Origin of the sequence: Cupriavidus sp. DL-D2 (assembly GCF_039710735.1) — a bacterium.
Taxonomy (GTDB): domain Bacteria; phylum Pseudomonadota; class Gammaproteobacteria; order Burkholderiales; family Burkholderiaceae; genus Cupriavidus.
On sequence record NZ_JBDKXK010000011.1, the window covers coordinates 34028 to 47575 of the forward strand.

Sequence of the window (13548 nt, forward strand, 5' to 3'; positions counted from 1 at the left end):
TTCACTGCTTGCCCGTGGCATGACTTTATGGGGTCGCTTCAGAAAACGGAAAATATTGCACGCTAAGCCAGTCGGCACGGACGTCGGCTACCGAGCGGCAAAGGCCTGACCTATTTGGTGTGCCCGCTTGACTTCGTCGCTTTGCAAGTAAATCGAGGTGGTGGCCACCGACGCGTGGCGTAGGTTATCGCGCACGGTGGTCAGTTCCGCGCCGCGAGCGAGGGCGTGTGTAGCGTGGGTATGCCGCGTCCAGTGGGGACTGGCTCGGCGCAGCTTTTCGGCGAGTGTCGGGTGGTCGCCGGCGATGATGTCCGCGGCCTGGCCAAAGAAGCGCCGCATTACCATCCACAGCCGGGTGCCGGTGATGTTAGTGACGCTGTCCTGCTCCAGGCTGGCGATCAAGGGTGTCCTGGGGTCCCAACGGGCTGGTGTCACCGGCAGTCCGCGCTGTACAAGATGCTGATCGAGTGCGGTTCGCGCAAGTGGCGGTAGCGCCACCTTTCCCGGGCGCCCACCTTTGCCGACCAGGTGCAGCCAGCGGTCGTTGCGCTCGTCAGTGCGGATATCGCCCAGCGTCGCGCCAACCAGTTCGCTGGCCCGCAGGCCGGTCGCGTAGGCAAAATCGAGAATGAAGCGCAAGCGCTGCGCTGCGGGCACGTCCCACCCGTACGACCATTCCAGGCCATCGGCAATGGTGCGCACCAGCAGCCATTCGCCCTCAGTAAAGCCACGTGTGGTATCGAGTGGCGCGACCCGCGTGCGGCCGCGGACTTTGATGCCGGCAAACGGGTTGGCCAATACATAGCGCTGCTCGATCAGCCATCGGAACATGGCGCCCAGCACCGTGAGGGCGTAGGCCGTCGAACGTGCCGATAGCCCCCGTGCGAAGGGGCGCCAGTCGGGCGCGCTGCGTGCCCGCGGTGGCCCGATCCAGCGCTCACGCGGAGTTGGTCGCCGCAGGAACCCGCGGTAGGCGATGGCGTCCTCGGTCGTAAGCGACGACAGCGCCCGACCGCGCTCGATAATCGCCCACAGGATCAGGCGTTCCGCCTCCTTGCGATAGGCGCGCTGCGTGGTCTGGGTTTCGTGCAGGGCGAGCCAGGCCTGCACGGCTTCGTAGTCGTTCGATGCGTCGAGCGTGCAGGCCTGTCGCGGTGCCCGGAAGCTGCCTCGCGAGCCGTCCACCTCGTCGGGCAGTTTCAGCCGCTCCCACGGGACCACCTCGCCTGGCGGCGCGCCGACGATCAGGGCACGCGCACGCTCCGTCAACCGCGGATGGGCGTGGAAGAAGGCCTCGATGTGCCGCGCGCTCGCTTGCCCCAGCCCCGGGATCGCGCCCCACCAGCGGCGCCGGCGCGGCACGCGCACGGTCAGGTCCGCCAGTGTGGAAATGCCGTGGGCTCGCAATGCGCGCACGGCCCGCGGTGCCAGCCACAGTTCAATGTCGTCGGTGACCTGTGGCTGCGGCGCAGGCAGAGCACGCAGAACCCTGATGGCCTGGCCATCGGCGAGGCCATCGGGATTGCGGGGACGCTATGCGTCGATTCACCTACAAACTTGGGCGCCAGCGGCCGTCAGCATTTTCGTTAAGTTGCTGAGGTGCGTTGGCCGTAGCGAGCGCAGACAGTTGTGACACAGCCGCAACAGCCCTACCGCGGCGGGGAGGGCTGGCAATCGCAGTGATGATAGTGTGGAACTTGCGGCAGACTGAGACCGCTAACCAACACTCCAGGGAGACCTTTCTTGAAACGGATCACCATCATTCTCACGGCCGTTCTGGCCTGTGCGTCGGGCGGCGTGTGGGCGCATAGTGGTGGGACTGACAGCCAAGGCTGCCATATGGACCACAAGACCGGCATTCGTCACTGCCACTGAAGTCAAGCAGTATTGCGGCGTCCGCCGACATCGCGGACGCCAGCGGCTTAAGGTCTTGAGTAGTTTGCTCGGCCTCAAAAAAGCGAAGCGGGGCTTCCCTTCTTGCGCCGGTCTCCGTCCTTGCCTGACCGCGCCACCCTTGCGGTTACTTCCACCTTCGTAGCACACGTTGAAACACCAGACTGTTCGGCAGCTGCAGCACCACCTCTTGTCCTTCGACTGTTGTTTCCAGTAAGGTGGTATAGACGAGATTTACGTCGAGCACACGGCCCTTAATTCCCGGCTTTTCCCCGTTCTCAAGAAGCTCCACAACATCCCCAATGCGGAACGCACCGGTGACGTATATCAGGAGCGCGCAGAACAGGTTCGAGAGTACACTCCACGCGGCGAAAAACGCGACCGCCCCGACAGTGGCAAATCCCGTGAATGCGGTCCACAGGACGGTTCCAGACACGCCCATTCGCTCCAGAGCCCAGAGCGTGGCAGCTACGTACACGATGGTCGCGACCACACGCAAAGACAGCGCCGCAACTTTTCCTGGCAGAGAATATGTATTGGTCAGCTTTCTAAGCAACCGCCGCGCGATGCGCACTGCTAACCATGCGCCAGCCGCAATCAGCACGACCTCGATAGCGGGAACAAGAATGTCGAACCAATCTGCCAGCCACTGCGGCAAGCTTTCGTGTATAGCTTGAAGAAGTTTGTTCATCGAAATAGAGATACAGCCACAGCACCGTACTGTGGCACAGATACCAATAATCGGATTTTTACCGTTCCGGTCTTTGCTTGAAGGTCAAGCGCGACAACTTACATGCCGGCGTCGTGCCTACACTCACCGGTTTTTGATCGAGGTGCAGGCTCGATCGGCTCAACCAACAGATCACCGAAAAAGTAGGCGGCAAATTGATGGCGATTGCTGAGGTTCGCCTTGGCGAATACGCCCGCGGCAATTGTCCGCACCGTCACATCATGCCACGCTAGCGAGTGAGCGCACTCTTCAAGGGTCAACCCTTTTATGAGAAGCATCGCCACTTCCGTTTCCGATGGCGTATATTTCCAGCGCTCGAACTGCAGCAGCATCGACTGCAACAACTGCCGCGTCGCCTGAATTGCCACCTCGTTTCGTTCCGCCATCACCTGCCCTCGTACCTTGGCTGCGCCAGGTAGCGCCTCAGAAACAGGTCGGTTTGGGCTGACACGACGACACCGTTTTCGAATCACGAACCAAAGGATCGCGAGGCCGCCCACTACCTACGCGACTGCGTCGGCGACGACATGAGCGTCCGGTGTTCGCGTTGCAAGGTGGTAGAAATCCCACGCCTGATAGGTCGAGATTGCCATCAGAAGTGCCGTCAGTCTCGACCGCATAGCAGCGAAGTCCTTGCGACTTTTTGGGGTTGACAACGAACACCCCGGATCTAAGCGCAGCGCGAAAGACAAGCACCTTCGAAAGAGGCTGCGCCTAAGAACATCTGATGGAAAGCGACTTCCTAGGCTTGAGCACTAAGGGTGATGAGGCCCGCTGACAACTGCGGGGCGTCAAGTTTACTATGCAGAACATTGCGGCGACATTGCCGAATGGTTACGCACCAACGCATCGAACCCGACGCCCGTTCTCCGAAGCACTTGGGTTACCATGAGCTAACGCTGACGCTTCGTCAGGCAACTTCTTCTGCCGCAAAGCACTCGACGGCGGACTGCGCCGTCATCATCTCGTAATCCCCCCGACAGGTGAGCGCCCTAGAATCCCGCTGTTCGCTCTCTGCTGGCCAAGTCGCCATCCTTCGGACTCCCGCGTGAATCGCATCCTCGGCTCGTGGGGCGTCAAGCGGCGCCGCGTGAACTGCTCCATGATCCAACATCACGACGGCGACGAACCACATCCGGCATCTATGTCGTTGCGCCCTGAGAGCATTTGACCAAGCGCGGTAGCAGTGGCCACCGCACACCTGGACGGGCAGTCTCTTGAAGCGACAGATTTTCATGGCTTTGACCATCGCACTCACGGTGGTCCTCTGGATGTCCACGCTATCCGTGCGTCCCCTCTATGAACCCGACGAGGGTCGTTACGCCGAGGTTCCGCGCGAGATGTTCGTCTCCGGCGATTGGGTCACGCCGCGGTTGAACGGCATCAAGTTCTTCGACAAGCCGCCCCTGCAGTATTGGGCGACCGCCAGCGCCTATACGCTCTTCGGGCCGTCCGAGTGGACAGCAAGGATCTGGAGTGCGCTTGTGGGACTGCTGGGCGCACTCGCCGCATGGTGGGCGGCGCGATCGCTCTATGACACGCGCATAGGCCTCGCCTCAGCGCTGGTGCTCATCGGCGCTCCCCTCTGGATTCTCGGCTCGAATCTGACAACAACAGACATTGGTGTCGGCGCACTGCTCGGCAGTGCCGCTCTCGTTTTCGCCGTGGCCTACCAGAATCGGGAACCTCGCTTATACCCCCTGATCTGGTTGTTGGTCGGTCTGGCATTTCTTGCCAAAGGCCTGATTGCCCTGGTACTGCCAGGAATCACGCTGCTGCTATACGGGGCGGTCACTCGACAATTTTCCGCATTTTTTAGCGCGAGATTCTGGCGCTGGAGCCTGCTTGCGGTGGCCATCACCATGCCTTGGTTTGTCGTGGTGTCCCAGCGCAACCCCGAATTTCTGAATTACTTCTTCATCCACGAACACTTCGCGAGATTCTCGTCCTCGGTTCACGAGCGGGACAAGCCATTCTGGTTCTTCCTGGCCGTTGGTGCGGCAGGCGTCCTGCCGTTCATGGGCTTGATTCCCCGTGCTATCGCACTCCGCTCTCGCAGCGCACAGGCAACGCCTGGCTTCGACGCACGACTGTTTCTGTCGCTGTGGGTAGTCGTTGTCATTGCCTTCTTTTCGATTTCGCGCTCGAAGCTGCCGCTCTATATCCTGCCCGCCTTACCACCGGTGGCCGTCTTGCTCGCGTACAGATCCATGACTGCAGCCCGCCCCACACTGGCGGCAAGCTTTCTTGCCATGCCTGTGCTCGGCGTTGCCATCGCCGTGCTGCTATGGCATCCGACAATGTCGAATGCGGTACTGAAGCTCAATATCAGCAATCCGGCCTCATTGCATACCTGGGGCGCCATCACGATGGGCATTCTGGTCATCGGTGGCTTCCTGGCCTTTGGGATCGCCCTGCGCGGCCACAGGCTCTGCGCGGTTGCCGTCGCTTCGCTGGCGACGCTGGCCAGCCTTCAGGCTGGCTTGATGGCGTCTCGGGCGTTTGGGTCCCTCTCCATCAAACCACTTGGCTTGGAAGCCAAGGCGGCGTCCCGCGACAACACACAACTGTTCAACGTGGGCCAGATTGACCGAGGTCTGGCGTTTTACGCCGAACGAGAACCGATCATTGTCGGGGCCAGATCCGAGCTGGATCTCGGCTTCTCGGTCGAGCCCGACAAGTGGATTGCTAATGAAGAAGCTTTTGCGCAGCGATGGCTGACCCCTGGTCACAAGCTCGCGGTCATGCGGCACGAGACGTTTCATCGACTGAGACCGCTGCTCGGCGGCAACACAACTGTGATCGGACGACATGGCGTCAACGTTCTGGTGCAAAAACCATGAACATCCCATCACGATTTGTACGGTTTCTGGGCGCGGGGGCGACGGCAACCGCTACACACTACGCAACACTGATCACGCTGGTCGGTTTCGGGGTTGCAGCGCTACCGGCGTCTGCCGCCGGCAGTGTTGCAGGCCTTCTGACGCACTACTGCATCAGCAGCCGATGGGTGTTCACACCAGTCCGACCACAACGCGCCACTTTCGGACGGTTCATTCTCGTTTCCGCGCTGGCGTTCTTTCTTAACTCACTTCTGATGTGGGCTGGACTAGCATTGGGGCTTCACTACCTGGTTGCTCAAATCCTCTCGACAATTTTCGTCATGTTGGTCAACTACGTACTCCATGCAAATTGGACGTTCATGAATGGAGCGATGCGATGAATGCCGCCAGCCTGCTGCCAGAGAAGATCTCGGTCGTCGTACCGCTCTTCAATGAAGAAGCTGTCCTGCCACAGTTTCACTTTCGGCTTCTCCGCGTGATGGATGGATTGGCATCGGACTACGAGATTATCTACGTGGACGATGGCAGCCGCGATCGATCACTGGCGGTTGCACACAATCTCAAGGCGGCCGAAGCGCGCGTCGGCATTGTCGAGCTGAGTCGCAACTTCGGCAAGGAAGCCGCGCTAACGGCGGGCCTCGACGTGGCAAGCGGCGACGCCGTTGTGATCATCGACGCCGATCTGCAGGATCCGCCCGAACTGATTCCGTCGTTGATCGAGAAATGGCGCGAGGGGTTCGACGTGGTGTACGCCACGCGCACTTCCCGGGATGGCGAATCGTTCCTCAAGAAGTTCACCGCGCACTGGTTTTACCGCCTGATGGGCAAGCTCAGCGATACGGAGATTCCGGCCGACACCGGCGACTTCCGCGTCATGAGCCGTCGTGCCGTTGCCGCACTCGGACAACTCCGGGAGCAGCACCGCTTCATGAAGGGGCTGTATGCCTGGATAGGATTCCGGCAGACGGCCGTCTTGTATCGGCGTGACGCGCGGGCATCCGGGACGACCAAGTTCAACTACCGCAAGCTGTTGCGTTTTGCCGTGGATGGCATCACTGCCTTTTCCACCGTGCCGCTCAAGTTTGCAACCTCGATCGGCCTGCTTGTTGCCGTTCCCGCCTTTGGCATGGCCGCCTTCATCGTTGGCAAGACGCTGCTCTACGGCGACCCCGTACACGGCTACCCATCCATGATGACCGCCCTGCTTCTGCTGGGCGGCCTGCAACTGGTTTTCCTAGGCGTGCTCGGGGAATATGTTGGGCGTCTGTTCAATGAAGTCAAGCGGCGGCCGGTGTATCTGGTGGCAAGCTATACGGCGCCGATCGGCCCCGGCACCCCCACCGCTGAGCCGGGGCAGGTGGCCGCAGCGACACGGGGTGGCACCCCGCCTGCAGCAATCTTTCACGCACCCGGATGCCCGGAAGGCAAAGCTCCTGGCCTCCCCGAGGCTCCTCAGCGGGATGCCATCCTCACGGAAACCCTTGCGCCAAGCCGATAGACAGCCCGCCTTCCATGCGCTCTCACGACATGGCCAGCAACTATCGGGATCATGACGTTTTCGAAAGAAAGAGCCTCGTATTCAACTTATTCCGTTCTTCGCATCCACCGACCATTGACCCTGTAGTCACTACAGACTATTTACTACAGGCATTGGCTGACGCGTAGCAGCGCAAGTCGTCGCAGCACCCGACACCACGGGGCCGCAGCGACGATCCATCCACTTAGGAGGAATGATGGGTTTCTTGGAAAGGCTCATGGGCCGTCACAGCGGCGGTCATCACGGCGGCGGAAGTGAGCACGGTCGTCGAGGAGGTCATCATGATGGTGGCGGCAGCTACGGCTATGGGAATCCTTTGCCACCACAAAGCCCCGCCGGCGTCCACTGCCCCAACTGCGGCACGGTGAGCGCCCAGGGCGCGCGCTTCTGCCAGCAATGCGGCAGTTCACTGGCTCCGGCGCCGTGCAGTCGATGCGGCACCTTACTCCCACGCGACGCAAAGTTCTGTGGAAGTTGCGGCAATGCCGCCAAATGAGTCGGCGGCCATAGCTGCCGCCGCATCTGGCATCGCCATCATTGCGGCCGGGGCCCGTCATGGGGATTTGTCGCGATAGGCTAGCAGTCGAAGCGCATTGAACACGACGATCAGCGTCGACCCCTCATGCATGGCCACGGCGGGCCCGATACCGAGGCCGAGGATCGTGGCTGGCAGAAGGAACGCCACGACGCCGAGGCTGATATACACGTTCTGAAGGATGATGGCCCGCGTATGTCGGCTTAAACCGACCACAAAAGGCAGGTGTTGGAGGTCGTCGGCCATCAGCGCAACATCCGCCGTTTCCAGTGCCACATCTGAACCTGCCGCACCCATTGCGATGCCCACCGTGGCGTTGGCCATTGCCGGCGCGTCGTTGACGCCGTCGCCGACCATGGCCACTTTGGCTTCCGCGCGCAACGTCTGGATGGCTTTGACCTTGTCCTCAGGCATCAGATCGCCCCAGGCTTCATCGATACCTACGTCCTTGGCGACGGCTTCGGCTGCGCGCTGGTGATCGCCGGAGATCATGATCATGCGTGTGATACCCAGCCTGCGCAGTGCCTCGAGGGCAGCGCGCGCCGAGGCGCGCGGCGTGTCCATCAGCCCAATGGCGCCGAGGTCCCGATCTCCCTGCCTGACGATCATTGTCGTGCGGCCAGTGCTGCGCAGCGTCTGCACTGCGCTCGCCATCGATTCGCTAAGCGGTGCAATCCCGTCGGCGCCGAACATGTCAGGCTTGCCAATCCAGACGGTCTTACCGCACAACGTCGCCGTGACCCCGCGTCCGGTCAAGCTTTGGAGATGAGACGCTTCCGGGATGGAACTGCCTTCCAGGCGCTTGCGGCCATCGCGGGCAATGGCCGCAGCCAACGGGTGGTCGCTGAGCGACTCCACGGCGACCGCTACGCTCAACAATTCCGCTTCAGCTACTCCTTCGGCGACCATCACATCGGTAATACGGGGGCGCCCCTCCGTCAGCGTCCCCGTCTTATCGAATGCAATGGCTTTCAGTGAACCCAGGTTTTCGAGCGGCGCCCCGCCCTTGATCAGTACACCCCCTCTAGCGGCGCGCGCTACCCCCGACAGCACCGCGCTCGGTGTCGCGATGGCGAGCGCGCATGGGCTGGCGGCAACCAGCACCGCCATGGCGCGGTAGAAGGTCGCACTGAACGGCTCATTGATCACTAGCCCTGCAAACAGCAGCAATACCGCCAGCACAAGCACTGCAGGAACAAAGATCCGTTCGAACTTCTCAGTGAACCGCTGGCTCGGTGACTTTTGCGCTTCGGCCTCGTTGACCATCTTGACGACTTTCGCCAGGGCGCTGTCCGTGGAAAGGCGCGTCACTTCCACTTCAATGGCGCCGGCGCCATTGATGGTTCCGGCGAACACGCGGGACACGGCCCCTACGGCATCGGGCTTCCTCCTGGCTGCGGCGGCGTCATCCACGGGCTGCTTGTCGACCGGGATGCTTTCGCCAGTAACCGGCGCTTGATTGACTGCGGAAGCCCCCTTTACCAGAAAACCATCGGCGGGGAGGCGTTCGTTCGGCCGAACCACCACCACATCCCCCACCTGCAATTCCTCGACGGGGACCTCTCGTACCTCGCCTTCACGCCGCACACTTGCTGTAGCCGGTGCGAGCGCCGCCAACGCTTCGATCGCCCGCTTGGCGCGCCCCATGGCGTAGTGTTCGAGCCCGTGGCCGAGACTGAACAAAAAGAGAAGTAGCGCGCCTTCCGCCCAAGCGCCTAACGCCGCCGCCCCTGCGGCGGCTACCAGCATCAGTGTGTCGATTTCGAACTTCTTTAGCCGGAGGTTCTCTATCGCTTCCCGAACGGTATAGAAACCACCAAAAAAATACGCGCCGACAAAGAAGGCAACCGGAATCCATGCTGGCAGGCTGCCGAACAGCTTACCAACGGCAAATCCGAGACCAAGCAAGGCCCCACAGATCAGGGAGAAGATTAGCTCAGTATTCGGGCCAAACACGCTGCCGTGTGCGTGGGCCTCATGCCCCTCGCCTTCCCCATGTGCATGATCCTTGACGCCTTCGCGGTGTTCATGGTCTGCATGACCGCTCTTCCGGGCACCGATCTCAACCGGCGCGAGCCCGCGTTTTGACAGGGCCTGCTCGATCCCTGCCGCGGAGATCCGATCGTTGTCGAATTCGACGCGCGCTATGCCGGAGGCGCTGACTTCGGCCTCGATGACGCCGGGCAAGGCCCGCAGTTGGCTAGCTACGGTTCGCGCTCGTCGTTCGTGCCAGACGCCCTTCAATTGCCAAAGCACATGACCAAACCGCGACGAAATCACCGCACCCGTGCTTGTCACCAGCTCCCGGATGCGGGCAAGGGAAATCGCTGCGGGATCGTAGTGGACACATATCTGTGAATCGCTATCAACATTTGCAGTTTTTATATGCGCCGCCTCGACGCCCTCTTTCCCTCTCAGTTCGGACAGCAACCGTTCTACACAGGGATCAGAGGAATCGGGAAGGCCAGGAAGCAAGACAGGAATGTCCAGGCGCAGCTTTTCGGTCATTGTCGCGGGCTCCAGTCAGTCTGAATCGGCATTCACGCCGTTGCACACTATTAGCAACTAGTGTGCCCCGCATTGCAACAACAAAGCTCAACGAGTCAGCGCCCCAATGCCCCGCCGTAATGCGTTGGTAATGTGCCCGCAATCTGAGCGTACTATCTTGCGGATGACAGGATCCTCATGTCATCCGTCCAGGAACCATACAGATGATTAGCGCCGTCGCATGCTCTGCCTTGCTGGCCTACGCTTTGCCGGCTCCTGCGACCGGTGATCGACTCAGCGAGAAGCCGACCCAGTGGCACACCCTCGCCATTGGACATTCAGACACGGGATACGCCTCCCGCGACCAACGGGTTGCCTGGGCGGCCAACCCGCGACATCGCACAGCCAAACATCCGTCGAAGCAGGAATCCGCAGCGAGCACACCGGAGCCGTCTTCCAGAGACGCGTCCAGCGCTGTCGCCGCACCCAAGCCGCCCTGCCAGTAGTCGCGGTTTCCCCGCTAGGGCCGCATGTCCTGGTAGAGCTTGAGCATGTCCTTGTACTCGTCGGCAGTCTTTTGAATGGAGAACCGCATCCGCAGCGCGTTCTCTGCAAACGCCACACGCTCGACGTCCATCTCCACGGTGTTGCCGTCCATACTCGACTGCAGGGGGACGCGATACATCAGATCCTCTTCCAGCGCGGGCTTGCTTGCCTCGATGTGTCGCGGCGAAGTCATGGTCATGCCCGCAAAATTCTGGCCACTGCCCATCACCCTATCCAACTCGGCGCTGAAGTCGATATCGCGCGCCTTGTAGTTCGGCGTATCCGCATTTGCAATATTTGCAGACAGCAGCTCGAACCTCCGTGTGCGAAGTCGCAGCGCTTGCTCATGAACGCTGTCTTCGCTACGCGCCCATTTTGCGACGTATGGCGTGTCCATCCTTACTCTCCAACTAGATCGGAACCCGCAGCGTATTGCAAAGGCAGTCGATCTTGCTTCGAGAGAAGCGACCTCTTTTCGTGAGTTTCCCATTACCGGCCCGCAATGTTCGCGCGCACACAGGTTGACGCGTCCGCGCGAAAGCCATGTCAATCCACATAACCCCGGTACGTTCCACCTTGTCGTCATCACGCGACGAAGTGACCCCACGTAATTACTTCGCAATCTGACCGTCATCTGCAGATTTCTATACTCGCCCCCACCAAATTAATTTCGGGTCTTAATGAGGAGAATCCATGAAGATTAGTCGCATTGCCGTCGCATCCCTCGGTCTGTTCGCTACAACCGCATTCGCTCAATCGAGCGTCACGCTGTATGGTGTGGCCGACGCGGGTATCGAGTATCTGAGCAACGTCCCATCGGCTTCGCCCGGTGGCTCGAACCAGGTTCGCATGACCTCCGGCAACATGTCGACGTCGCGTTGGGGCCTGCGTGGCGTCGAAGACCTTGGCGGCGGTCTGAAAGCCATCTTCGAATTGGAAAGCGGCATTTCGTTCGACACCGGCGCACAGAACAACAGCACCCGTCTTTTTGATCGTAGTGCCTTCGTAGGATTGGGTAGCAAATATGGTCAACTGACGTTGGGTCGTCAAACGACACCAATGTATGACACCACGCTGCAACTCGACCCGATGGGCTTCGCGCCGCGCTACTCGCTCTTCAAGATGGATGACGTCTTGGCGGGTCGCGCTGACAATGCTATCAAGTACCGTGGCATCTTCAGTGGCCTGACGGTCACCGGCCTCTACAGCTTTAGCCGCACCGGCGGCGGCGAAGTGCCGGGGAACTACAAGGTCGATCGAAACATGGGCGTATCGCTCATGTATGAAACCGGCGCCCTCGCTGTCGGCGCGGTGTACGACGAGATCCAGGGCAGCACCGTCGCCACGGCCGACCGCAAGGACCGCCGCGCTCTAATTGGCGCGAGCTACGCTTTCGGACCGGCTAAGGCATTTATTGGTTATCGCTGGTACAACGGCAATGTCGGTGCGCTGCCGACGAACGGTTCTAACATTTACTGGGCCGGCCTGCGCTATGGCCTGACGCCCGCACTGACGCTGACCGGCGCCGCCTACTACACGGACAGCCGCAATTCTGGCGCAGACCCGTTCCTGTTCGTTGCCTCGGCAGATTACGCTTTCTCGAAGCGTACCGATGTGTATATGAACGTCGGTTATGCACTGAACCGCGGCAACTCGCAGCTGGGCATGAACGGCTACAACTCGACGACCGGCAGCCCGACCAACGTTGTCCCTGGCAAGGATCAGACCGGCGTCGTCGTAGGCGTACGCCACAAGTTCTGAGCGAGCTCAAAAGAATCGACACTTTCTTGTTAATTCAAGAGAGTTTGTGCCTCCCAACCGGGAGGCATTTTTTTATGACAGGATCGTAATACGCGGGTAATTCAGTGGAGCAGGTCCGGTAGCTAGACTGTGAACACGGTGAGCGATTAGAGACTCACAAACATTGACTCCGGAGAGATTCCATGAAGACGATTCACACTGCCCTGATTGCTGCTGCCCTCACGATTGCTGCCGCCGGCTCCGCCATCGCTGCTACCCCTGATGGCCAGATCCACCGTCCCCGCGACCCCTACACCGACGGCGGACGCGCCGCAGTCAACGACATTTACGCCGGCGGTGCACGCATCGACAAGCGCGACGTGTTCACCGACGGCGCACGCCTCGGCCAGCGTGACGTATTTACCGACGGCTCGCGTATTGGGCCGCGTGATGTGTTCACCGATGGCGCACGCGGAATTTGACGCAAGCCGTCCCTGAAACTCAGACCGACCTCTGTGGGGGAGCCAGGCACCCGTCAGTTGCTTGGCTCTTGGTGCTCTTTCGCTTTATCCCGATGGCGAAAGCTTCCGAAGCTTGCCCTCCCCGGAGGGCAAGCTTTTTTTCCCTCCATCGGCGTCAATCCGGTGCCGTTCATGATGCGGTGGCGCGTGCTACAACTTCCCATCGCCTCGTGTATTGCTAAGCGGCAGAACCGACGCCAATGACGATGAAAAAGGCCCCGCATTGTGCGGGGCCTGTAGTTCACCGGTTCAGCAACGTTCAGCCACCTGTGAAGAGGTCGCTTCTATCAATATAGACGCGCACGCCAGCGCTACCCGGCAGATCCGGCATCAACAAGCCAAGGTCCACACTCGTATCCCTGACCATCTGGGCGAAGGTCCATGCGACGATCTTCTCGCCGGCCCGAAACGCCACCGTCTCGCCAGAGTCCACGTTGACATACCGCATCCCTGGCTTCACGTCGATAATGCGACTGGCCTGAGATTGGCCGGCTGGATCGCCATACAAGGTCGCGTGACGCTTCGCCATCGCCTGCGCCGTCGCCGTCGACGCAGGCACGCCCGGTTTCAACCCGGTCATTTCCAAAGCATACGAAGCCGACATCCCACCCAACAGCAACGCCGCAAACAGCAAGGCGTGTTTCTTCGTTTTCATAGTCATCTCCTTTCTAGAGACTTCGTTGATCTATGAAAACGAGTGTATAAATTGTACGCAT

At 60.4% G+C, this 13548-nt stretch carries 12 protein-coding genes and 1 pseudogene; 7 read left to right on the forward strand and 6 right to left on the reverse strand.

The features are described 5' to 3' along the window. Positions 1-87: 87 nt before the first annotated feature. Positions 88-1597: pseudogene (locus ABDB81_RS07900) on the reverse strand (phage integrase family protein); the annotation flags it as partial. Between the two features lie 200 nt (positions 1598-1797). Here ABDB81_RS07900 and ABDB81_RS07905 point away from each other — a divergent pair. Beyond that, complete coding sequence (locus ABDB81_RS07905) at positions 1798-1875, forward strand: YHYH domain-containing protein (RefSeq protein ID WP_223819874.1); 78 nt, start codon at positions 1798-1800, stop codon at positions 1873-1875. A 145-nt stretch (positions 1876-2020) separates the two neighbouring features. Here ABDB81_RS07905 and ABDB81_RS07910 read toward each other — a convergent pair whose 3' ends face one another. After that, positions 2021-2584 carry a mechanosensitive ion channel family protein gene (locus tag ABDB81_RS07910; RefSeq protein WP_012435773.1) on the reverse strand — a complete coding sequence of 188 codons (564 nt, stop codon included), beginning with the start codon at positions 2582-2584 and terminating at the stop codon, positions 2021-2023. A gap of 98 nt (positions 2585-2682) precedes the next feature. Beyond that, entirely contained in the window at positions 2683-3009 is a 327-nt protein-coding gene (locus tag ABDB81_RS07915; protein WP_049768032.1) for a hypothetical protein, read from the reverse strand. An 849-nt stretch (positions 3010-3858) separates the two neighbouring features. On the opposite strand from ABDB81_RS07915, the gene ABDB81_RS07920 reads away from it, so the two are divergent. The 4 genes from ABDB81_RS07920 (at position 3859) to ABDB81_RS07935 (ending at position 7499) form a co-directional block, all read left to right on the forward strand. Then, a complete protein-coding gene (locus ABDB81_RS07920) occupies positions 3859-5466 on the forward strand; it encodes a glycosyltransferase family 39 protein (RefSeq protein ID WP_008650720.1) in 1608 nt (535 codons plus the stop codon). Continuing rightward, positions 5463-5846: a GtrA family protein gene (locus ABDB81_RS07925; RefSeq protein ID WP_008650722.1), complete on the forward strand. Its 384-nt coding sequence runs from the start codon at positions 5463-5465 to the stop codon at positions 5844-5846. The genes ABDB81_RS07920 and ABDB81_RS07925 overlap by 4 nt, the downstream gene beginning before the upstream one ends. Then, entirely contained in the window at positions 5843-6964 is a 1122-nt protein-coding gene (locus ABDB81_RS07930) for a glycosyltransferase family 2 protein (protein WP_008650723.1), read from the forward strand. The genes ABDB81_RS07925 and ABDB81_RS07930 overlap by 4 nt, the downstream gene beginning before the upstream one ends. Before the next feature lie 256 nt (positions 6965-7220). Further along, on the forward strand, positions 7221-7499 hold the full coding sequence (locus tag ABDB81_RS07935) for a zinc ribbon domain-containing protein (protein ID WP_223277440.1): 279 nt from the start codon (positions 7221-7223) through the stop codon (positions 7497-7499). A 57-nt stretch (positions 7500-7556) separates the two neighbouring features. On the opposite strand, the gene ABDB81_RS07940 is transcribed toward ABDB81_RS07935, so the two are convergent. Together ABDB81_RS07940 and flgB are read right to left on the reverse strand one after the other, a co-directional pair. Beyond that, a complete protein-coding gene (locus ABDB81_RS07940; RefSeq protein ID WP_011514822.1) occupies positions 7557-10046 on the reverse strand; it encodes a heavy metal translocating P-type ATPase in 2490 nt (829 codons plus the stop codon). Positions 10047-10545: 499 nt separating this feature from the next. Then, a complete protein-coding gene (flgB, locus tag ABDB81_RS07945) occupies positions 10546-10968 on the reverse strand; it encodes a flagellar basal body rod protein FlgB (RefSeq protein ID WP_008650726.1) in 423 nt (140 codons plus the stop codon). A 296-nt stretch (positions 10969-11264) separates the two neighbouring features. Between flgB and ABDB81_RS07950 the strand changes: the two genes are divergently transcribed. Then, positions 11265-12332, forward strand: coding sequence for a porin (locus ABDB81_RS07950; RefSeq protein WP_011229350.1), 1068 nt, complete (start codon positions 11265-11267; stop codon positions 12330-12332). A gap of 182 nt (positions 12333-12514) precedes the next feature. Then, the gene (locus ABDB81_RS07955) at positions 12515-12793 is read left to right on the forward strand and encodes a hypothetical protein (protein WP_008646716.1); all 279 of its coding nucleotides are present in this window, start codon (positions 12515-12517) and stop codon (positions 12791-12793) included. A gap of 298 nt (positions 12794-13091) precedes the next feature. Here the strand turns inward: ABDB81_RS07955 and czcE are convergent, their stop codons facing one another. After that, positions 13092-13493 (reverse strand): copper-binding periplasmic protein CzcE, encoded by a 402-nt coding sequence (gene czcE / locus ABDB81_RS07960; RefSeq protein WP_011514820.1) that lies wholly within the window; start codon positions 13491-13493, stop codon positions 13092-13094. Positions 13494-13548 lie beyond the last annotated feature (55 nt).